This window comes from Pseudomonas sp. RGM 3321 (assembly GCF_022836805.1).
GTDB lineage: Bacteria > Pseudomonadota > Gammaproteobacteria > Pseudomonadales > Pseudomonadaceae > Aquipseudomonas.
Genome location: NZ_JALHBH010000090.1, coordinates 14,115 through 35,600, shown reverse-complemented (window position 1 = coordinate 35,600; position 21,486 = coordinate 14,115). Strand labels below are relative to the sequence as shown.

Genomic DNA, 21,486 nt, shown 5'->3' with positions numbered 1-21,486 from the left:
CTGTACGAGTTGCGGCACTCTTAAAGCCCGAGTTTCATTTACGCACGCTGTCTCGCCAGACTGAAGATTTGTGACGCAGAGCGTCACGAACTGCATGCCAACGCGGAGCATTGGCACGATAAACAGTTAGATTTGTGTATACCGACGAGCGCGGGGCGTGGGAGCGATAATCGGTTGGCGACGGCAGCGATTCATCCCGTCAGAATCCCTTACAATGCCCGCAGCCCAGCCAAGAGCACCGCCCATGACACGCACCGCCACTCCTCGCAAACCTCAAGCACGCAGCCAGGCCAGAATCGATTCGATTCTCGACGCCGCGCGCACGCTGCTTGCCGAACAAGGGGTGGCCAGCCTGTCGATCTACAGCGTTGCCGAGCGCGCCGGCATTCCGCCGTCGTCGGTGTATCACTTCTTCGCCAGCGTTCCGGCCCTGCTTGAAGCACTGACCGCCGATATCCACGCCGCCTTCCGCTCATCGCTGCAAGCACCCATCGATCACGACCAGCTCACCACCTGGCGCGATCTGTCACGCATCGTCGAACTGCGCATGCTCGCCATCTACAACGCCGACGCCGCCGCCCGCCAATTGATCCTCGCCCAGCACGGCCTGACCGAAATCAACCAGGCCGATCGACAGCACGACATTGAACTGGGGCACTTGATGCTTGAAGTGTTTGACCGCCACTTCCAGTTGCCCGCACTGCCGGACGATGTAGACGTGTTTGCGCTGGCGATGGAACTGGGGGATCGCGTGTATGCGCGGTCGGTGCAGTTGCATGACGAGATCACACCGCGCATGGCCGAGGAAGGGATGCGGGTGTTTGATGCTTATCTGGGGTTGTATTTGCCGGTGTTTTTGGTGAAGAGAGCCGACTGAGAGTTACGACCGAATGGATATTTGTTCTTCTCTCGGGTTTTTTAGATACTCAGCATAGTTTCCTCTTTCCCGCCTCAATTCCAATAATTTATTCTTCCAGGTAAATCTATTGTAATCAGCAGAGCCTTTGATACTAGACATATAGTTAATCTGCGCCTTAAGATACTCAATTCTCGTAGTGAAAGTTTCAGTTTCTAGCCTGCCATCAATATAAACAGGATTATCAAGCTTAGGCTTTTTAATACTAGCGCGTGTAAGTGCGTCACGATATTTTTGGCGTGCACTCCCCACGGCAGGATCTCTGCTGGCAAAGCCTACCCGACTACCTCCGTTCTTACGAGGCCTCGATGAACCTGCTTTATTACCATGCGACGGGGCCAACAAATTTAATTTTTTAGTTGAGTTAGCTGAAATGACATTGCCAGCACCCCTCGATGAGACTCCCGCGCTTGACGAAGCAATTGGCGAAGGGCTAGATGAAGTAGCGGGAAGCCCATCAACCATGCCCTGTAACTGTGATAACGGGGGGTTTTTACTGTATGAGAGCTTAAGCTTTCCTAATCCTAATAACTTTTTTAACAGCCCGGCACCTACATGCCCCGTTTCATCCACAAACCCCACCGGATCACCCCCGCAATACCCATACGCATTCAACCCACCCTCATCAAACGGACTCAAACTGTCCGGACTGTTGAACCGCATCAGCACCGGGTTATAAGCCCGATACCCATTCCCCAGCAGATAATGCCCGGTCACCGGATCACGTCGTTCGCCATTGAAACCCAGCAAACTGGTCAAGCCGCTTTCCGCCGGGTGATGACCGTAGGCGCTGTACACCACAGGCTCAATTCCAGACTTATCCATAAGCCGCAGGATAGAGCGCTGCTGATCCGTCGCAAGCAGCGTCGTGTTTACCACACCATCAACATGCCGCTGCTGAGCCAATAACAGGTCTTCATGCTGAAAGACCGTACGCCGCAGCGCGCCCTCTATCTCGGTCGCCAAGCGGTTCGTTTGATAGAAGCGCTGGACGTCAGCCAGCCCCGCCAGCGAGCTGGAAGCCAGACGGTCCAACGGGTCGTAGCGATAACGGCATAAAACTGCTTGGGCTGAAGAGGTCATGGCTATGCTTCAAATAGAACCAGCCATCAGCATCCAGCAATACCGATACTTCGCCTACCTCACATAATTGCTAGGTAAAAAGCAAAAAACCCCGGAGGGCCAGGACCGTCCGGAGCGTTTTTTACCCATTGTTTACAGCTTGGCGATGGAGACTTCAGTCGACTTCACGAAGGCGATGACTTCGCTGCCGACGACCAGCTCCAGCTCCTTGACCGAGCGGGTAGTGATGACCGAGGTCACGACGCCCGATGCGGTCTGTACGTCGATTTCCGACAGTACGTCGCCGTGGACGATTTCCTTGATGGTGCCTTTGAACTGGTTGCGAACGTTGATGGCTTTGATAGTCATGGCATGTCTTCCTTTGGGGATCAGGGTTAATTTGCCCAGCGCAATTGCGTGGGCAGTGGCGAAAACGGTTCCGGATCGGGTGGCGAGCCGGGGATGGCCAATACGCGGTTGAGCACTTCGGCTTCCAGCGCAGCAAGGCGGTGCGAGCCGCGAGCACGTGGCCGCGGCAGGTCGACCAACAGGTCGAGGCCGATCTGGCCTTCTTCGATCAGAATCACGCGGTCAGCGATGGCAACCGCCTCGCTGACATCGTGAGTAACCAGCAGCACGGTGAAGCCGTATTGGCCCCACAGTTTTTCGATCAGTTGCTGCATTTCGATACGGGTCAAAGCGTCCAGCGCACCCAGCGGCTCGTCGAGTAACAGCAGGCGCGGCTTGTGAATCAGCGCACGAGCCAGAGCAACACGCTGCTTTTGGCCACCGGACAATGCCGCTGGCCACTCGTTGGCACGCTCGGCCAGGCCGACGGCCTCAAGTGCCTCAAGCGCCTGCGCACGCCAGTCGCCGCTCAGGCCAAGGCCGACGTTGTCGATGATCTTCTTCCAAGGCAGCAAACGCGCCTCCTGGAACATCAAACGCGTGTCTTCGCGAGCGTCGTCCAGCGGCGCAGAGCCTGCGAGCAATTGACCCTCGGTTGGCTTGTCGAGACCGGCAAGCAGGCGCAGCAAGGTACTTTTACCGCAGCCACTACGGCCGACGATGGCGACGAACTGACCGGCCGGAATATGCAGGTCGATGTCCTTGAGCACTTCACGGGAACCGAACGCTTTTTTCAGCTTGCGTACCGCCAGCGGGATGCCACGCAGCAAATGTGGAGGTTGCTGTTTCAGACTGGTCATGCGGCACCGCCTTTGCTCACTTGATAGGCCGGGTGCCAGCGCAGGCATACACGTTCAAGGCCTCGCGCCGCCAGATCGGCCAGTTTGCCGAGGACGGCGTACAACACAATGGCCAGTACCACGATGTCGGTTTGCAGGAATTCCCGTGCATTCATCGCCAGGTAACCGATGCCGGAGCTGGCAGAAATGGTTTCCGCCACGATCAGCGTCAGCCACATGAAGCCCAGCGCAAAGCGCACGCCGACCAGAATCGAAGGCATGGCACCTGGCAGGATCACATGCCGGAACAGGCTGAAACCGGACAAACCGTAGCTGCGGGACATTTCTACCAGCGCCGGGTCGATGTTGCGGATGCCGTGGTAGGTGTTCAGGTAAATCGGAAACAGCGTGCCCAGCGCGACCAGAAATATCTTCGCTGTCTCGTCGATGCCGAACCACAGGATGACCAGCGGAATCAGCGCCAGGTGCGGCACGTTACGGATCATCTGCACCGAGCTGTCCAGAAGGCGCTCGCCCCATTTGCTCAGGCCGGTGATAAAGCCCAGAGCCAGACCGATGCCGCCGCCGATGGCGAAACCGATCCCGGCACGCCAGCCGCTGATAGCCAGGTGGGTCCAGATTTCGCCACTCGCGACCAGATTGACACCCGCCTCGATGACTGCGCTGGGTGCGGGCAGAATGCGTGTGGATAACCATCCGGCGCTGACCGACAGCTGCCAGACGGCCAACAACAGGACTGGAAGTGCCCAGGGCGCCAGTCGGTGAATGATGCGTTGCGAAGCACTGAGGCTCATGGAGTTGTCTCCTCGAAGGGCCTGACGATCACTGTGCTTGAGCAACAGCAGCAGGAGGTGTCCAGACCACGTCAGCAATGCTGAGCGGCTTCGGAATCAGTTTGAGCTGGTAGAAGGTGTCAGCAATTTTCTGCTGAGCCGCTACAACCGGCGGAGTAATGAACAGCGCACCGTAGCCCTGACGTTTTACCGAGGTCAGGGTGATGTCGGCGGGCAGCCCCAGCAACGGCGCAACCTGTTTGGTCACTTCATCGGGGTGGGCCTTGGACCATTCGCCCACTGCACGGACTTCTTCGATCAGGGCTTGAATCACCTTCGGATTCTTTTGCGCGTAAGGCTTGGTCGCCAGATAGAACTGGTGGTTGTCGACAATGCCGGTGCCGTCTTTCAAGGTTCGCGCCTGCAATTGTTTTTCCGCGGCAGCCTGGTACGGGTCCCAGATGACCCAGGCGTCTACGCTACCGCGCTCGAAAGCGGCACGCGCATCGGCCGGAGGCAGGAAGACAGTCTGGATATCGGTGTACTTCAGGCCTGCATCTTCCAGTGCCTTGACCAGCAGGTAATGGACGTTCGAGCCTTTATTGAGGACGACTTTCTTGCCTTTCAGGTCTTTGACCGAGTTGATCGGGGAGTCTTTGGGCACCAGGATGGCTTCACTGGTCGGCGCTGGCGGCTCGTAAGCCACGTACAACAGGTCTGCGCCTGCGGCCTGAGCGAAGACCGGTGGTGTTTCACCGGTCACGCCGAAATCAATCGAGCCCACGTTCAGACCTTCAAGCAACTGCGGACCGCCCGGAAATTCTGTCCACTGAACCTTTACGCCCTGCTCGGCCAGGCGCTTCTCCAGCGAACCCTTGGCCTTGAGCAGCACCAGCGTGCCGTATTTCTGATAACCGATGCGCAGATCTTCCGCCTGGGCCTGGGTGACCGCGCCAAGCGCGACCGCAGCAGCAAACAGAGCGACAAGGCCTCGACGCAAAATGACAGTGCGCATATGCGCTCCTTTAGCGGGTGTTGGGTAGTGCCTGCTCAGCCAGTCACAGACGAACAAGACGGGAATAGGAACGACATTAACAGCACTTTTTTATATCTATAAATCTTATTTATTCATTTAGTTATTCCATAAATGAATATAAGGGAAGTGCCGTTGCCTGCACGTTGCGGACCTGTGACGCAGAGCGTCACGACATGCATTCCCAGGCTGGAGCGTGAGGAACGATAATCTCACTATCGTGCCCATGCTCTGCGCCCGCGCTTGATCCAGCGACGCAGCAAGCAGCAGGTAACAATAAAAAAGGGCCGATAAATCGGCCCGAATAACCCCACGCTTGGTGTATCGAAAATCAGCGGTTTGGCTGTGGTGTCAGCCGCAGATAAGGCGTGACAGCCTTATAGCCCTTGGGAAAGCGTTGCTTGATCTCGGCTTCATCCTTGATCGACGGCACGATCACTACGTCATCACCGTCCACCCAGTTGGCGGGCGTGGCTACCTTGTAGTTGTCGGTCAATTGCAGAGAGTCGATAACGCGCAGAATCTCGTGGAAGTTACGCCCGGTGCTGGCCGGATAGGTGATCGTCAGACGCACCTTCTTGTTCGGATCGATCACGAACAGCGAGCGCACAGTCAGTGTGTCGTTGGCATTGGGATGAATCAGGTCGTACAGGTCGGAGACCTTGCGGTCGGCATCGGCCAGAATCGGGAAGTTGACCAGGGTGTTTTGCGTGGTGTTGATGTCGTCGATCCACTTGATGTGCGAACCGACCGGGTCCACCGACAGCGCAATGGCTTTCACGCTGCGCTTGGCGAACTCGTCTTTCAATTTGGCGGTGAAACCCAGTTCTGTGGTGCACACAGGCGTGAAGTCTGCCGGATGAGAAAACAACACACCCCAGCTGTCGCCGAGCCATTCATGAAAACGTATACGCCCCTCACTGGATTCCTGTTCGAAATCAGGGGCGATGTCGCCAAGTCGCAGTGTCATGGTGTTGCTCCTTGTCTTTATCGGGTAGGCCTTGGTATGACGTTACTGTGCGCCCTGCTGAGAAAAGTTAAAAAGAATAAATAATATGATTGATAGACCTGACAGGAATATCAAAAACCGGGCAAAAGAAACCCCGCACGGGGCGGGGTTTCCTTGAACTTCAATACACTTACATGAAGTTGTAGGTGTAGTTGAAGATCAGACGGGTTTGATCAGTGTTGGTCGAGTTGTTCAGATCACCATCGGCACGGTAGGTGCCGTGACGCAAGGTGGTGCCGAAGCCTTTCAACGGGCCGCTCTGAATCACGTAGTCAACACGCATGTCGGTTTCCCACTCCGAGTACTCTTCCTTACCGGTAGTACGGTCGCGGATGTCGTCAGCGTGCAGGTAGGCAATCGCTGCTTTCAGACCTGGAATACCAGCCTTGGCGAAGTCATACGAGTACTGACCGAACGTGGTGTTCTCGCCAGCGCGGTTGAAACCGTTGATCATCGAGTCAGTGAACAGGTAGAAGCTCGAACCGCCGTTGCCTTCGAGACTCGAAGTGCTGGTGCCGTTCTTGGTGACGTTGCCCTGGTTCAGGAAAACCATACCGCCGTCATCGCCAACCTGCTGATGACCAACCATCAGTGCATGGCCACCCAAGGAGTAGGTGAACATGGCGGACCAGGTGGAGTTATCCACTTCGCCAGCGTTCTTGGCATAACCGTTGTTGTTGTTGAAACGGTAGCCGGTCGCTGCGTCGCTGTTTTTGCCGTCAGAGCTGCTGTTGAAATAACGCAGGTCAGTCTTGAAGGACTGGTTGTCGCTGATCGGGTAAACATGAACCAGACCCAGGAAGTGTTGCTTGTAGAAGTCTTCCAGGTTGGCGTAGTAGTACTGCAGGGTCAGGTCTTTGGTGACTTTCCAGTCAGCACCGGCGAAACGGAACTGGTCGGCAGTCTCGGAAGCGCCGGCAATGGACAAGTCAGTCCAGTTGCTCGATGCGCGGCCGATGGATTTGTTCAACTGGCCCGCAGTGAAGGTTACGGTGTCCAGATCCTTGGAGGTCAGGATGCCGCCCTGGAAAGCCTGAGGCAGAAGACGACCGTCGTTGCTGACCAGGATTGGCAGGTTAGGAGCCAGTGCATTACCGACTTTCAGCTCGGTTTTCGAGAAGCGTACCTTGCCGTTGGCGCCTAGACGGCTCCACTCGCTGACAGCAGAACCGTCAGTGTCGGTAGGCAGAATGCCGCCGTTGGCAGCAGCTGCGTGGTTACCACGGCCACCATCAAGGTGAACACCGACCAATCCCTGGACGTCCAGACCGAAACCAACAGTGCCTTGAGTGAAGCCCGACAGGTAGTCGAATTTCAGGCCGGTGGCCGTCTCACGGTTGTTGTGGGTAGTGCCTTCGCGGAAATCGTTGTCGAAATACAGAGTACGAGAACTAACGGACGCTTTGCTGTCTTCAAGGAAACCAGCTGCACCGGCCTGCTGGGCCAATACACCGACGGTTACGGCCAAGGCCAGGGTGGACTTCTTCATTAACTACGCTCCTCGTGAATCTAATTTTTTATGTCTCCGGTGCCGGGCGTTGGCCCTGACCCAGAGATATTGCGATAGGTGACAGTCCCGACCTGGAGGTCAATGGATTCTGTACACCCCGACTTTTGACTAGACCGCGCATGTCGGTGGCCGCACGTTAGTGAAAGTTCTTCATGCCCAAAAGGAACTGTTTAGCAGATCCTAAGAACAATCAGGCATATGTCACAACTCGTGTCAGCCAGGACGTCACGGAGTGTATCGACCTAATCGGGTAATTCCCAAAATTTATTTCGGTACCGTTCGTCAGATCTTTTGGTTTTGTATCAGTGACCGGCCAAATCGCGACCAACCGGTCATAGTCCCCAACGACAGAACGCAATTTGCCTGTCAGTAAAAGCCTTGTAAAACGGGCACTTCAGAGAAATTAGTGAAGAAATATGACAGTTGTCACCACTTTGATGGCCAGCGCCCTACGGTCATGAAATATTTTCTGAAAACTGCTCCAAATACGCTTTTTCAGCGTTTTTTACCGTCTCAAACTTGCGCTCAACTGTAGCCCAGGCGAACAAAAAAGCAATTTTGGTGTCCGGGCCGTGACGCCCGAGCCGATTGGCAGATGCGTAACAGGTCCCTGATGTGCAGATCGGTTCTGCAGATGGCTCTAAAAACCCTTCATAAGCTAATTCCCAAAAGTTATTTATTTTCAGATTCTTAGATCACTTAGTCTCCTTATCCAGCCAGTCCTCGGCTCGTCCGATTCGGAGCTCCATCATGAAACTGCATTTTTCACTGCGCTTGCTGACTGCGCTGTCGTTGACTGGCGCAACATTCATTGCACAGGCAGCAGACTTTACCGTCGCCTACCAGACCACCGTCGACCCGGCCAAGGTTGCCCAGGCCGATAACGCCTACGAAAAAGCCACCGCCTCAAAAATCTCCTGGCGCAAGTTCGATAATGGTGCGGACGTCATCACCGCAATCGCATCCGGCGACGTACAGATCGGCTATCTCGGCTCAAGTCCGTTCACAGCCGCCGCTACACGCAAACTCCCGGTGGAGGCCTTTCTGATAGCCACGCAGATCGGCGCGGCTGAGGCGCTGGTTGCCCGTAATGGCTCGGGGATCAACTCACCGCAGGACCTGATCGGCAAGAAAGTGGCCGTGCCCTTTGTCTCCACCGGCCATTACAGCCTGCTTGCAGCGCTCAAACACTGGAATATCGATCCGGCCAGGGTCACGATCCTCAACCTCGCGCCGCCCGCCATTGCTGCGGCCTGGAAGCGCGGCGACATTGATGCCACTTACGTCTGGGACCCTGCACTGGGCGTCGCCAAGGAAACCGGCAAGGTGCTGATCACCTCAGGCGAACTGGCGAAAGTCGGAGCACCGACCTTCGATGCCTGGATCGTGCGCAAGGACTTCGCCAGCAAACACCCGGAAGTTGTCAGCGCCTTCACCAAGGTAACGCTCGATGCCTACGCCCAGTATCGCCAGGACCCCGCTGCATGGATCGCCAACCCGGCCAACGTCGACAAGCTGACCCGACTGTCTGGCGCCAAGGCGTCTGACGTCCCTGGCCTGTTGCAAGGCAATGTCTACCCGCTGGCTGCCGAGCAGACGGCGCTGCTGGGTACACCGACCATTGAGGCGGTGACCAAAACCGCAGCCTTCCTTAAAGAGCAGGGCAAGGTCGACGCGGTACTGCCTGACTACTCACCGTACGTCAGCGCCCGGTTCATCCCACGCTAAGCGCTCTCAGCACAAGGAGACACGTATGGCGCTGTTGCAGCTGGAGCGTATTGGCGCTCAGTATCCCGGTGCCGCGGCACCCGTGCTGGCGGACATCAACCTGAGCCTGGGTCCACAGCAACTGCTGGTTGCGCTCGGCCCTTCCGGCAGCGGTAAAACCTCGTTGTTGAACCTCATCGCTGGCTTCATCAAACCCGGCAGCGGCCGCATTACTCTCGACGGCATTCCCGTAGAGGGGCCGAGCGCAGAGCGTGGCGTAGTTTTTCAGGATGATGCCTTGCTGCCCTGGCAGGACGTGTTGGGCAATGTTGCGTTTGGCCTGGAACTGGCGGGTGTCGGCCGTTCGGAACGTGAAGCCAGAGCGCGGGAGATGTTGGCACTGGTGGATCTGGTCGATTTTGACCAGCGGCGAATATGGCAGCTGTCCGGCGGACAACGGCAACGCGTCGGTTTGGCCAGAGCGCTGGCAGCCGACCCGCGCATCCTGTTGATGGACGAGCCATTCGGTGCACTGGATGCCTTCACCCGTGAGCAGATGCAAGAGCTATTGCTGCAAGTCTGGCAACGTACCGCCAAGCCGGTGTTTCTGATAACCCACGATATAGAAGAAGCGGTTTTCCTCGCCACCGACCTTGTTCTGCTCGCCCCAAACCCCGGTCGTATCGCCGAGCATCTGCACCTGGACTTCGGCCGTCGCTACGCCGCTGGCGAATCGGCCCGCGCGATAAAGTCCGACCCGCGCTTTATCGAAACCCGCGAGCATGTGCTGGCCAGGGTGTTTTCCCAGCGCACCCGGGAGCAGCGTGCATGAGTAGCCTTGAGCCTGTTGGCAGCCACGAGCTTATAGATAGCCGCGAACTGACCGGCGTCGCCAAACCATTCGCTGAACGACCGGCCACACACAGGCCAGAGGTTTATTTGAGTACCCGAGCGATCAGCATCCTGACCCTCGCCGTACTGCTGATTCTTTGGTGGGCCGTAACTGCCGGAGGCTGGATCGAACCGCTGTTCCTGCCACCGCCAGCGGATGTACTGGGCAAAGGCTGGCTGCTGGCAACCAAGGGCTACATGGACTCCACACTCTGGCAGCATCTGGACGCCAGTCTGCAACGCATCGGTCTGGCGCTGGGCGCGGCAATTGTGACGGCCATCCCGGTAGGAATCGCAATCGGCCATAACCGCATTGCTCAGGGGATATTCGACCCGTTGATCGAGTTTTATCGGCCGATACCACCGCTGGCCTACCTGCCGCTGATCGTTATCTGGTTCGGTATCGGCGAATTCTCCAAGGTACTACTGATTTATCTGGCGATCTTCGCGCCGATTGCGATTGCCACGGCTACCGGCGTTCGCACCGTGGAGCCGACCAAAGTGCGCGCGGCACAGTCGCTGGGCGCGACGCGCTGGCAGTTGATTCGACATGTGGTCCTGCCCAGCGCACTCCCGGACATTCTTACCGGGATTCGCATCGGCCTGGGCGTGGGCTGGTCGACACTGGTGGCCGCAGAGCTCATTGCTGCCACCAGCGGGCTGGGATTCATGGTGCAGTCGGCGGCGCAGTTTCTAGTGACAGACGTTGTGGTGCTGGGGATTCTGGTGATCGCCGTGATCGCTTTTGCCATGGAGCTGGGCCTTCGCGCGCTGCAACGCAGGCTGGTGCCCTGGCAGGGTCAGCAGCATTAATGCATCAGTATGGGTGTGTGCGTCGTTGCGGTGCGCAAATTGAGTGCATGCGCTGATACCGCATCGCGGGGCCTGGCGCGACATTCGGGGTGCCCAGATGCCTGCGCCGAGCATTCACACCGGCTGACTCATCAACCAGTCCAAGGCTTTTATTATGAAAAATACTTAATAAATTCAGTACTTTGATGACGTTAAAGGGCTTTGAACTCAAGAAGTGCTTAACCGGATATGACTAAGTCAGCCTGTTCTTTCGGATTAATTCTCAAAACTGGCACGCACTCTGCAATAGGTATTACATCACCAGTTTTGGGGACCTTGGTACAGGCAGGCCGGGGATTCCCCTCTTTTATTCCTCCCGGAGACTGACCTCCAGTCTCCAGCGCCCGTCCACCTTCTCCGTGCGCCAGTCGCCATGAAGTGGACGGGCTGCCAGGAACGTCAGCACCAATCCCTTCTCACCTCGCTCCACCTTCCAGCGTGCAACCCTGTTGTCGAACCTCAGCTGGCCCGTCCACGGCCGCCCTGAAGCATCGACGTTGAGCACCACAGCGCCATCCACCGTCGCCCCTTGGTACTTCGGCTCCTCATTGAACCAGAGCGCCAGCCCGGCAGGCAGTTCCTCGATCTGCTCAAGTTCAACGGGGTCAGGTTGCTGCAGACGACCGATAATGGTGCCCACGGTAAAGCCGACAATCGCCATCGAACCCAGAACTCGCGGCCATAGCTTCGGTCTCGGGTCCTCTTCAGGGGTAGAATGCATCCCGTCCTTTCGTTCGGAGCCGTGCATGTTTCACGTCATCCTTTTTCAACCAGAAATTCCGCCGAATACCGGCAATGTCATCAGGCTATGCGCCAACAGCGGCTGCATCCTGCATTTGATCGAACCCTTGGGTTTCGAACTGGACAACAAGCGCTTGCGCCGTGCCGGGCTCGACTATCACGAGTATGCCACGCTGCAGACGCATGCTGACCTGGCAAGCTGTCTGGAGAAGATCGGCAACCCTAGGTTGTTCGCCTTCACCACCAAAGGCTCGCGCCCCTTTCACGACGCCAGCTTCGAACCAGGCGACGCATTTCTGTTCGGCCCGGAGAGCCGCGGCCTGCCCGCCGACATCCTCGACTCGCTGAGCAGCGAGCACCGTCTGCGACTGCCCATGCGTGAAGGCTGCCGTAGTCTGAACCTGTCCAACACAGTGGCCGTGGCCGTCTATGAGGCGTGGCGTCAGCACGGATTTGCTTAGGCCTAAGTGTGGCATTTGCTTAATCTGACTGATGCTCCGCATCATATAGCGGTTCTGCGATTCAGTGAGATTCAGGCTCGACTCAGGTCACCTTTTCGCCTCTCGGCGACTCACTTTGAGGGACCAAAGTGAGCAAACTCCTTCGCTCCTGTTTCCGGCCCGACTTCGTCGGGTTCCTTCGCGATAAAAAGCATCCATGTGGTCCAGCCGCCATTCTTGACCGCCATTCTTGAACAGACACAAAAAAGCGCCCCGAAAGGCGCTTTTTGCTTGCAGCGGTAACGCTTACTGAACAGTCGGCGTTTCGCCAGCTTCCTGCATGCGTTGCAGTTCTTGCGCGTACAGGGCGTCGAAGTTCACCGGGGCCAGCATCAGCGCAGGGAACGAGCCACGTACAACCAGGTTGTCGATGGCTTCGCGAGCGTAAGGGAACAGGATGTTCGGGCAGAACGCGCCCAGAGTGTGGCTCATTGCGCCGTCGTCCAGCCCCTTGATCAGGAAGATACCGGCCTGTTGCACTTCAACGATGAAAGCAACTTCGTCGCCATTGTTGACGGTCACGGACAGGGTCAGCACGACTTCGTAGAAATCGCCTTCCAGCTGCTTCTGACGGGTGTTGAGGTCCAGGCTGACGGTCGGTGTCCACTCCTGGCGGAAGATTGCCGGGCTTTTTGGCGCTTCGAACGACAGGTCGCGAACGTAGATACGCTGCAGGGAAAATTGTGGGCCGTTTTCTTCGTTGGCAACAGCGCCGTTGTTCGGTTGATCGGTCATCTCGGATCCTTGTCAGATAGGGCTGAAAGTTTAAGGGAAATCAGGCCAGCAGCGCATCAAGCTTGCCGGCACGCTCCAGAGCAAACAGGTCATCGCAGCCGCCCACGTGGGTCGAGCCGATCCAGATCTGCGGTACGGAAGTGCGACCGGCCTTCTTGGTCATTTCGGCACGCAGTTGCGGCTTGCCGTCAACACGGATTTCCTCGAAGGCCACGCTCTTGCTCTGCAACAGCTGTTTGGCACGTACGCAATACGGGCAATAGTCGCTGGAATAGACGATGACTTGGGCCATGTTCACTTCACCAAGGGAAGGTTGTCGCCGCGCCAGCTGGAAATGCCGCCGGACAGCTTGGCAGCCTTGAAGCCGGATTTGAGCAGCTCGCGGGCGGTAGTGCCAGCATGCTGCCCCATTGCATCGACGATGATCAACGTCTTGTCCTTGTATTTCTGCAGTTCAGTGGTACGGGTCAGCACCTTGTCCTGCGGGAAGTTCAGGGAGCCCACGATGTGGCCAGCAGTGAAATCCTTTTTCGAGCGCACGTCGATGACCACGCCCTGGTCGCTGTTGACCAGCGCGGTCAGCTCGCGAGTGCTCAGGCTGGCACCGCCCTTGCTCAGTTCGTAAGCGATCAGCAGTCCCAGCAGAATGACGAAGGCACCGGTGATCAAATAGTGGTTAGTGGCGAATTCAAGCAGGTGAGCAACCATCAGTAGGTTCCAGGGCGTTAAAATGTCGGCCAGTATACACAGCAGCCAAGGTGGGCCAAAGTCCGTACGGCAGTGACGCCGTTTGAACTTGTCCCTAAAATGCCGCTCCCTTGTACTTTGTTACTCTCTTTATTCAACCAGCATCGAGTGGGTTCTATGACTGCCACGCCAAAACCTCTGGTTCTAATCATCCTGGATGGCTTCGGACACAGCGAAAGCCATGAAGGCAATGCCATCCTGGCCGCGAAGATGCCGGTCATGGATCGTCTTTACAAAACCATGCCCAATGGCCTGATTTCCGGGTCGGGCATGGATGTCGGTCTGCCGGACGGGCAGATGGGCAACTCCGAGGTCGGGCACATGAACCTGGGTGCCGGGCGTGTGGTGTATCAGGACTTCACTCGGGTGACCAAAGCGATTCGCGATGGCGAGTTCTTCGAAAACCCAACCATCTGCGCCGCTGTGGATAAAGCCGTCAGCGCCGGCAAGGCCGTGCACATCATGGGCCTGCTCTCCGATGGCGGCGTACACAGCCACCAGGATCATCTGGTTGCGATGGCTGAACTGGCGGTCAAACGTGGTGCAGAAAAAATCTACCTGCACGCCTTCCTTGATGGCCGCGACACGCCACCGCGCAGCGCGAAGAAATCCCTTGAGCTGATGGACGCGACCTTCGCCCGCCTGGGCAAAGGTCGCACCGCCACAATCGTCGGCCGCTACTTCGCCATGGACCGCGACAACCGTTGGGACCGGGTTTCCTCTGCCTATAACCTGATCGTCGACAGCACCGCCGAATTTCACGCAGACAGCGGTGTTGCCGGGCTTGAAGCAGCCTACGGGCGTGACGAGAACGACGAATTCGTCAAAGCCACACGCATCGGTGAGCCAGCCCGTGTAGAGGACGGCGATGCTGTGGTGTTCATGAACTTCCGCGCCGACCGCGCCCGTGAGCTGACCCGCGTGTTCGTCGAAGACGATTTCAAGGATTTCGAGCGCGCCCGCCAGCCCAAAGTCAACTACGTGATGCTGACCCAGTACGCGGCAAGCATCCCTGCGCCCTCGGCATTTGCGGCCGGCAGCCTGAAAAACGTGCTGGGTGAATACCTGGCAGACAACGGAAAGACTCAGCTGCGTATCGCCGAAACCGAAAAATACGCGCACGTCACGTTCTTCTTCTCCGGCGGTCGTGAAGAACCGTTCCCGGGTGAAGAGCGCATTCTGATCCCGTCGCCGAAAGTCGCCACCTACGACCTGCAGCCTGAGATGAGCGCACCGGAAGTGACCGACAAAATTGTCGATGCCATCAAACATCAGCGTTATGACGTGATTATCGTCAACTACGCCAACGGCGACATGGTCGGCCATAGCGGCATCATGGAAGCCGCGGTCAAGGCTGTGGAATGCCTGGACGTGTGTGTCGGGCGCATCACCGAGGCGCTGGAAAAAGTCGGTGGTGAAGCGCTTATCACCGCTGACCACGGCAACGTCGAGCAAATGACTGACGACTACACCGGCCAGGCGCACACCGCGCACACCTCCGAGCCGGTGCCGTTCGTTTATGTTGGCAAACGTCAGCTGAAAGTTCGCCAGGGCGGCGTTCTGGCCGATGTCGCGCCGACCATGCTGCATCTGCTGGGCATGGAGAAACCGCAGGAAATGACCGGTCACTCGATCCTCGTGAGCGAGTAACCCGGTCAAAACCGGCCTTTAGCCATCAGGCAAGGCCGGTTTTTTATGTTTCAGGCCTCAAAGCAGTGGCTGCGAGGCGTTTTTTTTGCAGCGCATGGCGGGCATACTAGGCCTGACATTTTTTCTCACAATTCCTCGGTATCGCCCACCCACATGCTTCGCGCCTTGATTGCCCTTGCTCTGATCTGCCTGCTCAATCCGGCGTTTGCCGAAGACGAGCGTGTGCAAACCCAAAAACAGATAGATGCTGCGCGTCAGGATGTGACGGAGCTGCAGAAAGTCCTGGGTAAGCTTCAGGAAGAACGTGCAGGCGTCCAGAAGGACCTGCGCACCACCGAAACCGAAATGGGCAAGTTGGAAAAGCAGGTCGAGGTCCTGCAAAAGGAACTAAAAAAGACGGAAACCGAGCTGCAAAAGCTCGACAATGAAAAAAAGAAACTGAACAGCGCCCGTGTTGAACAGCAACGCCTGATCGCTATCCAGGCCCGCGCCGCCTACCAGAGTGGCCGTCAGGAATACCTCAAGCTGTTGCTCAATCAGCAGCACCCCGAGAAGTTCGCCCGAACCCTCACGTATTACGACTACCTGAGTCAGGCGCGCCTGGAGCAGCTACGCAACTTCAATGTAACCCTGCGCCAGCTGGCCAATGTCGTAAAAGACATCGACCTGCAACAGGCACAGTTGCTGGTGCAGAAGAGCAACCTGGACAGCCAGAGCGAAGAACTGGCCAAGGTGCGCCAGGAGCGTCAGCAGGCACTGGCCAAGCTGAATCAGGACTACAAGGCCCGCGATCAGAAACTGCAGGCCCGTCAGCAGGATCAGGCCGACCTGGCCAAGGTTCTCAAGACCATCGAGGAGACCCTGGCCCGGCAGGCACGTGAAGCCGAAGAAGCTCGCCAAAAGGCGCTGGTTGCAGCCCGCGAGGCGGAAGAAAAGCGTCAGCGCGAAGCGCAAGCCGTCGCCCGCAATAACAGCAACAACAGCAGTAGCAAAAGCGATGATGAACCGGCACCGCGTCGCCCGGTCAAAGCCCCCGGCGCAGTCGTTTCCAGTGCCGGAGTTTCCTACGGCGGACCTTTTGCAGAGGCACGGGGAAAACTTCCATGGCCTATCGATGGTCGACTGCTTGCGCGTTTCGGTGAAGCCCGCGGTGATGACGAGCGAACCAAATGGGACGGCGTCATGATCAGCGCTGCCGCCGGAAGCCAGGTACATGCCGTGCATGGCGGACGAGTGGTGTTCGCCGACTGGTTGCGTGGTGCCGGGCTTCTGGTCATTCTCGACCATGGCAACGGTTATCTCACCCTGTACGGGCATAACCAGAGCCTGCTCAAGTCGGCAGGTGACATTGTAAAAGCCGGTGAAGCGATTTCCACGGTCGGCAATAGTGGCGGTCAGGACACGGCAGCGTTGTACTTTGCTATTCGTCAGCAGGGTCGCCCCAGCGATCCGGCCCAATGGTGCCGCACTCAAGGATAAGCCGGCGTCAATATCTGTAGGAGTTCGTTAGACATGCTGCATTTGTCCCGCCTCACCTCGCTGGCCCTGGCAATTGCCATCGTTATCGGCGCGCCTCTGGCGCAAGCTGCCGAAAAGACCGCGCCAGCCACGCCTGCAGCAGTCTCGCCCGCCAAGCCCAATGCCAACGCCAAGCCACCGCTGCCGCTCGACGAGTTGCGCACCTTTGCCGAGGTCATGGATAGGGTCAAGGCGGCCTATGTCGAGCCGGTGGACGACAAGACCCTGCTGGAAAACGCCATCAAGGGCATGCTCAGCAACCTTGATCCACACTCCGCTTACCTGGGCCCGGAAGATTTCCAGGAGCTGCAGGAAAGCACCAGCGGCGAGTTCGGTGGCCTGGGCATCGAAGTGGGCGTCGAGGACGGTTTCGTCAAGGTGGTTTCGCCCATCGACGACACACCTGCTTCCAAGGCTGGCATTGAGGCAGGCGACCTGATCGTGAAGATCAATGGTACGCCGACCCAGGGCCAGAACATGCAGGAAGCGGTCGACAAGATGCGCGGCAAGATCGGCGAGAAGATCACACTGACACTGGTGCGCGATGGCGGTACGCCGTTTGACGTGACGCTGGCGCGGGCGACCATTCAGGTCAAGAGCGTCAAGGCGCAGATGCTGGAAAATGGCTACGGCTACATCCGCATCACCCAGTTCCAGGTCAAGACCGGTGACGAAGTCGGCAAGGCACTGGCCAAATTCCGCAAGGACAACGGCAAGAAGATGAGCGGCCTGATTCTCGACCTGCGCAACAACCCGGGCGGCGTGCTGCAATCGGCGGTGCAGGTGGCGGATCACTTCCTCACCAAAGGCCTGATCGTCTACACCAAAGGTCGCATCGCCAACTCCGAACTGCGTTTCTCGGCAGACCCGGCAGACGCCAGCGAAGGCGTGCCGCTGGTGGTGCTGATCAACGGCGGCAGCGCCTCTGCGTCGGAAATCGTCGCCGGTGCCCTGCAAGACCAGAAACGCGGGATTCTGATGGGCACCGATACCTTCGGCAAAGGCTCGGTACAAACCGTTCTGCCGCTGAACAACGATCGCGCTCTGAAGATCACCACAGCGTTGTATTACACGCCGAACGGCCGCTCGATCCAGGCGCAGGGCATCAACCCGGACATCGTGGTACGTCGGGCCAAGGTCACCAGCGAAGCGGACGGCGAGAACTACAAGGAAGCCGACCTGATGGGTCACTTGGGCAATGGCAACGGCGGTGCCGACAAGCCGACCGTCAAGGGTGGCGCAGCAGCCAAGGCGCGTCCACAGGATGACGACTTCCAGCTCAGTCAGGCGCTCAGCCTGCTGAAAGGGCTGAGTATCACTCGCGGCAATTGACGGATGCGCGCTCTCGCTCTGTTACTGCTGACACTCTCGATCACTGGCGCTGCTCATGCAGCGCCAGCCGAGAACACCGGCAAGCCGCCGAAGGCCTATCTCAGCCTGATCATCGACGACCTGGGTCAGAACCCGGCGCGGGACAGCCGTACACTGGCGCTCCCCGGCCCGGTAACGCTGGCGATCATGCCTGACACTCCGCACGCCACCGAATTTGCCCGCGAGGCTCACCGCGCAGGCAAGACGGTCATGCTGCACATGCCGATGGACCCGGCGACCGGGCCTTACGCCTGGCACCCCGAGCTGCCACTGCCTGAGCTGGAAAGCCGTCTCAATGCTGCCCTGCTGAAGGTGCCGTATGCAGCTGGCATCAACAACCATATGGGCAGCCGGATGACCGCCGAGCCGGTCGCCATGACCTGGCTGATGGCCGAGCTACAGCGTCGTCACCTGTTTTTCGTCGACAGCCGCACCAGCGCAAAAACCGTGGCCGCCGCCGAGGCGCAGCGTATCGGCCTCGCAAGCGTCTCGCGCGACGTGTTTCTGGATGACGAACGAACCGCAGAAGCCATCACCCGCCAATTGCAGACTGCCATCAAAATCGCCCGCAAGCATGGCTCGGCAGTGGTCATCGGTCACCCCTACCCTGTCACTCTGGACGTACTGGAACGCGAGTTGCCCAAACTCAAGGACCAGGGCGTCGAATGGATCGACCTGCGCAGCATGATCAGCGAACGCGGCAATCAGGCGAGCGCGGCGCATGGAAGGGATGGGGTGTATCGCTGAGCCTTCGAACGACGAAACGCCCGTCAGCGGGTCTTTCAAATGAGGGTGTTAAACATCAAGCGGCCCGCTCAATGCTCAACGTAATACGCCGACCAAGCTCAGCCAGCGCTCGCTCCACCTGCTCGATTTTCGAGGCATGCAGAAAGTCCACAAGCCGATCCACCACTTGCCGCGTGCAACCCAGGCGACGCGCCAGCTCAGCACGGCTAACGCCCTCTTCCAACAAGCTGTTCCATAGCATGATTTTGGCAACAGTCAGCGCAGGCAAACGCATCAACAGTTCATGGCCGGGTACGACTGAGGCCTGGGGAATCTTGCGACGTTGATCGACGTAGAGCGATAGAGCCGATTCCATGCCGTCAAGAGCTTCGCTCAATGCTTCAGGCAGGGTGTCGCCAGAGGCACTCATTTCGGGAATGTCTGGACACGACAGCCAAACGCCTGTCGGCTCCCGATGCTGATCCAATGGATATTGATACATAAGGCCTCACCTGCAGTGGAGCAGCTCGACGTCAATCCTTAAGGCCGAGCTGCTTGATGATCGACTTGCGTAACCCTTCGTGCATTTCTTTGCTGCCATGGTCTGCAAAGATGGTTGCCTTACCATTCAGGTAAACCTTGAAATGACTACCCTTGGCCGCCCTGAACTCAGCGCCTTGAGCCTGCAACTATCGCCGAAACTCGTTGCACTTCATTGCTTGAATCCTACCGTTTCGGCAACGGCAATATGCAGCACTTATGCAGCACTTATGCAGCACTGGCAACACTTATGATGCATATAAATAGCTCTTAATTGCATATAATTGGCTTTCGCCAATCTGTGCTCGCCTCTCCAGACATGACGCTGACGGATTTTATCGTCGATCCCGCCAAAACCGAGTCAGCACGTTCCGCACGCAAAGTAGGCAACGTCTGTTTTCCATGTCCCGCGCCGTTTCAGCCTTGATAACCCTGTCAGTTCCGGCTTAAAGGATGAGGTCTCCACAACGGAGAGCAGGACACGGTTATCAAGGACGATAATGATGAAACTACACACAACTACAGGGGCATTCTGCATCGCTGCACTCATGCCCTTTTCGGCTAATGCCTCGGATTTTGGCGAAGGACTGCTTTCCCTTGCCCCGTCCAGAGTCCTGCTGAACGCCGACGGCTCACGCGACCACTGGAACGGTATCGGCCGTATTAACAGCAGGTCGGGCTCAAACTGTACGGCGACGCTGATCGATACTCGAAGCGCCGATAGCCCGCCTGATGCGCCTGCCTATGCACTCACCAGCGGCCACTGCATCAGTCGGCAGAACGGTCTGATCATTACTGACGGAGAGATCGAAGGCAGCGTCCAGTTCAATTTTTTCACTGACAGCGTGGCACGCAGCTATCCATTGAAACGCGTCAGCTGGAGCAGCATGCAGGGCGTGGATCTGGCGATTGTCGAGTTGCAGCCAACGCTCGAAACGCTGATCGACGATGGCATCCAGCCGCTTGCGCTTGCCAGCGAGATACCGGAGCAGGACCGCGAAATCCTCTGGGTGGGCGCCCCGCTCGCCAAGGAAACCGGGCACCTGCGTATGGCGGCCTGTGTTCATCAGACGTCGGAGGTGATCATGGAACAGCCTTGGGTCTGGCGCCACACGGTTCGCAATCAATGCAGGGATGTCAATACCGGAGCCTCAGGCAGCCCGCTTCTGACACGCGACAGCGGGGAGATATACGCGGTCTTGAACCTCACCAATCAAGCTTCATCGGATAACGCAACCGAAGACTTCAGTGACGAAATACCCGGCTTTCCACCCATGGTCGCCGACAGCAACTATGGCAACCCGGTCACGCTGCTGAAGAAGTGCTTTGTTAGCGGTACGTTAAGTACGGCCCCGGCAATCTGTGACCTTTTTCCAGTGTTTTCTATCGATTTTGACACGCTCGGCAGGCAGCCTGCACGACGTGCAAGGGTGCAACTGGATGCCGAAGGCCGGAATGTCTATCCATCCTGGGACCTGCGGTTTCTGATCAACACGCCGCTGTACCGTTACAAGAAAGTCGACTCTGCCATGCAGTGCGAAGACCCGGTGGGGTACAGCCACACCATCAGCTCACAGAATGCGGCCATCAATGACCCTGTGGATAAACAGATCGGCATCAACTGGCTGTGCATGATCGGCGTGTCTTCGGCGCGACATCTTCCTACTGTCGGCTTGATGCGCAATGCACTGACGCTTGCCATAGAGCTGCAACCGGCTGGACCGACGCCCGAGCCACAGGTGATTATTGTGAAAAACCGGTTAGGCGCATTATCGGTCAGTTGGTCGTACGAGCATCGCCTGATCGACCATTACACGGTCAAGATGGGCCCGCCACACACTACCGACTGCTCGGACCCTCAAGGTTTCAAGGCCCAGTTCCGCGATCTGACATTGCGTGCAAAATCGCTGCCGTTGAAGATCTGCACTTACGCCCATGACATCAATGGGCAGCCTTCCGCCGTACGCGAAGACATCATTCCCGCAGCAGGTTGAGCG

The 21,486-nt window shown here is 57.6% G+C and carries 22 protein-coding genes and 1 pseudogene; 10 read left to right on the top strand and 13 right to left on the bottom strand.

Going from position 1 to position 21,486, the window contains the following annotated elements; translation table 11 throughout:
* Positions 1–244 precede the first annotated feature (244 nt).
* Positions 245–877 carry a TetR/AcrR family transcriptional regulator gene (locus RGM3321_RS04285; RefSeq protein WP_244391738.1) on the top strand — a complete coding sequence of 211 codons (633 nt, stop codon included), beginning with the start codon at positions 245–247 and terminating at the stop codon, positions 875–877.
* Between the two features lie 3 nt (positions 878–880).
* Here RGM3321_RS04285 and RGM3321_RS04280 read toward each other — a convergent pair whose 3' ends face one another.
* The 7 genes from RGM3321_RS04280 to RGM3321_RS04250 all read right to left on the bottom strand — a co-directional run bounded on the left by RGM3321_RS04280 (position 881) and on the right by RGM3321_RS04250 (position 7,490).
* Positions 881–1,999, bottom strand: a complete 1,119-nt coding sequence (locus RGM3321_RS04280; RefSeq protein WP_244391737.1) for an RHS repeat-associated core domain-containing protein — start codon at positions 1,997–1,999, stop codon at positions 881–883.
* A 132-nt stretch (positions 2,000–2,131) separates the two neighbouring features.
* Positions 2,132–2,347, bottom strand: coding sequence for a TOBE domain-containing protein (locus tag RGM3321_RS04275; protein ID WP_002555770.1), 216 nt, complete (start codon positions 2,345–2,347; stop codon positions 2,132–2,134).
* A 26-nt stretch (positions 2,348–2,373) separates the two neighbouring features.
* Positions 2,374–3,186, bottom strand: coding sequence for an aliphatic sulfonates ABC transporter ATP-binding protein (ssuB, locus tag RGM3321_RS04270; protein WP_244391736.1), 813 nt, complete (start codon positions 3,184–3,186; stop codon positions 2,374–2,376).
* Positions 3,183–3,980: an aliphatic sulfonate ABC transporter permease SsuC gene (ssuC, locus tag RGM3321_RS04265; RefSeq protein WP_244391735.1), complete on the bottom strand. Its 798-nt coding sequence runs from the start codon at positions 3,978–3,980 to the stop codon at positions 3,183–3,185. Before ssuC ends, ssuB begins: the two co-directional genes overlap by 4 nt.
* Before the next feature lie 28 nt (positions 3,981–4,008).
* Positions 4,009–4,974 (bottom strand): sulfonate ABC transporter substrate-binding protein, encoded by a 966-nt coding sequence (locus RGM3321_RS04260; RefSeq protein WP_244391734.1) that lies wholly within the window; start codon positions 4,972–4,974, stop codon positions 4,009–4,011.
* Between the two features lie 349 nt (positions 4,975–5,323).
* Positions 5,324–5,962: a peroxiredoxin gene (locus RGM3321_RS04255; RefSeq protein ID WP_244391733.1), complete on the bottom strand. Its 639-nt coding sequence runs from the start codon at positions 5,960–5,962 to the stop codon at positions 5,324–5,326.
* Between the two features lie 169 nt (positions 5,963–6,131).
* Entirely contained in the window at positions 6,132–7,490 is a 1,359-nt protein-coding gene (locus RGM3321_RS04250) for an OprD family porin (protein ID WP_244391732.1), read from the bottom strand.
* Between the two features lie 771 nt (positions 7,491–8,261).
* On the opposite strand from RGM3321_RS04250, the gene tauA reads away from it, so the two are divergent.
* From tauA to tauC, 3 genes and pseudogenes are all read left to right on the top strand, one after another.
* Entirely contained in the window at positions 8,262–9,239 is a 978-nt protein-coding gene (tauA, locus tag RGM3321_RS04245) for a taurine ABC transporter substrate-binding protein (RefSeq protein ID WP_244391731.1), read from the top strand.
* Between the two features lie 25 nt (positions 9,240–9,264).
* The gene (tauB, locus tag RGM3321_RS04240) at positions 9,265–10,050 is read left to right on the top strand and encodes a taurine ABC transporter ATP-binding subunit (RefSeq protein WP_244391730.1); all 786 of its coding nucleotides are present in this window, start codon (positions 9,265–9,267) and stop codon (positions 10,048–10,050) included.
* Between the two features lie 107 nt (positions 10,051–10,157).
* Positions 10,158–10,922: pseudogene (tauC, locus tag RGM3321_RS04235) on the top strand (taurine ABC transporter permease TauC); the annotation flags it as partial.
* A 346-nt stretch (positions 10,923–11,268) separates the two neighbouring features.
* On the opposite strand, the gene RGM3321_RS04230 reads toward tauC, so the two are convergent.
* Positions 11,269–11,709: a hypothetical protein gene (locus RGM3321_RS04230; RefSeq protein ID WP_244391728.1), complete on the bottom strand. Its 441-nt coding sequence runs from the start codon at positions 11,707–11,709 to the stop codon at positions 11,269–11,271.
* On the opposite strand from RGM3321_RS04230, the gene RGM3321_RS04225 reads away from it, so the two are divergent.
* Positions 11,708–12,163, top strand: coding sequence for a tRNA (cytidine(34)-2'-O)-methyltransferase (locus tag RGM3321_RS04225; protein WP_244391727.1), 456 nt, complete (start codon positions 11,708–11,710; stop codon positions 12,161–12,163). The genes RGM3321_RS04230 and RGM3321_RS04225 overlap by 2 nt on opposite strands.
* A gap of 285 nt (positions 12,164–12,448) precedes the next feature.
* Here the strand turns inward: RGM3321_RS04225 and secB are convergent, their stop codons facing one another.
* Genes secB through RGM3321_RS04210 form a run of 3 tightly spaced genes read right to left on the bottom strand, consistent with a single transcriptional unit; the run spans position 12,449 to position 13,645 of the window.
* Positions 12,449–12,937, bottom strand: a complete 489-nt coding sequence (gene secB, locus RGM3321_RS04220) for a protein-export chaperone SecB (protein ID WP_002551468.1) — start codon at positions 12,935–12,937, stop codon at positions 12,449–12,451.
* 40 nt (positions 12,938–12,977) lie between these two features.
* Positions 12,978–13,229: a glutaredoxin 3 gene (gene grxC, locus RGM3321_RS04215; RefSeq protein ID WP_058400067.1), complete on the bottom strand. Its 252-nt coding sequence runs from the start codon at positions 13,227–13,229 to the stop codon at positions 12,978–12,980.
* A 2-nt stretch (positions 13,230–13,231) separates the two neighbouring features.
* Positions 13,232–13,645: a rhodanese-like domain-containing protein gene (locus tag RGM3321_RS04210; protein WP_244391726.1), complete on the bottom strand. Its 414-nt coding sequence runs from the start codon at positions 13,643–13,645 to the stop codon at positions 13,232–13,234.
* Positions 13,646–13,801: 156 nt separating this feature from the next.
* On the opposite strand from RGM3321_RS04210, the gene gpmI reads away from it, so the two are divergent.
* From gpmI to RGM3321_RS04190, 4 genes are all read left to right on the top strand, one after another.
* A complete protein-coding gene (gpmI, locus tag RGM3321_RS04205) occupies positions 13,802–15,334 on the top strand; it encodes a 2,3-bisphosphoglycerate-independent phosphoglycerate mutase (RefSeq protein WP_244391725.1) in 1,533 nt (510 codons plus the stop codon).
* A gap of 153 nt (positions 15,335–15,487) precedes the next feature.
* Positions 15,488–16,813: a murein hydrolase activator EnvC gene (locus tag RGM3321_RS04200; RefSeq protein ID WP_244391724.1), complete on the top strand. Its 1,326-nt coding sequence runs from the start codon at positions 15,488–15,490 to the stop codon at positions 16,811–16,813.
* Between the two features lie 33 nt (positions 16,814–16,846).
* Positions 16,847–18,184 (top strand): S41 family peptidase, encoded by a 1,338-nt coding sequence (locus tag RGM3321_RS04195; RefSeq protein ID WP_002551463.1) that lies wholly within the window; start codon positions 16,847–16,849, stop codon positions 18,182–18,184.
* A gap of 3 nt (positions 18,185–18,187) precedes the next feature.
* Positions 18,188–18,970: a divergent polysaccharide deacetylase family protein gene (locus tag RGM3321_RS04190; RefSeq protein WP_244391723.1), complete on the top strand. Its 783-nt coding sequence runs from the start codon at positions 18,188–18,190 to the stop codon at positions 18,968–18,970.
* A gap of 55 nt (positions 18,971–19,025) precedes the next feature.
* Here RGM3321_RS04190 and RGM3321_RS04185 read toward each other — a convergent pair whose 3' ends face one another.
* Positions 19,026–19,451: a type II toxin-antitoxin system HicB family antitoxin gene (locus RGM3321_RS04185; RefSeq protein ID WP_244391722.1), complete on the bottom strand. Its 426-nt coding sequence runs from the start codon at positions 19,449–19,451 to the stop codon at positions 19,026–19,028.
* A gap of 31 nt (positions 19,452–19,482) precedes the next feature.
* Positions 19,483–19,638, bottom strand: a complete 156-nt coding sequence (locus RGM3321_RS04180) for a type II toxin-antitoxin system HicA family toxin (protein ID WP_244391721.1) — start codon at positions 19,636–19,638, stop codon at positions 19,483–19,485.
* A 354-nt stretch (positions 19,639–19,992) separates the two neighbouring features.
* Between RGM3321_RS04180 and RGM3321_RS04175 the strand changes: the two genes are divergently transcribed.
* Positions 19,993–21,483, top strand: coding sequence for a serine protease (locus tag RGM3321_RS04175; protein WP_244391720.1), 1,491 nt, complete (start codon positions 19,993–19,995; stop codon positions 21,481–21,483).
* Positions 21,484–21,486: the final 3 nt, after the last annotated feature.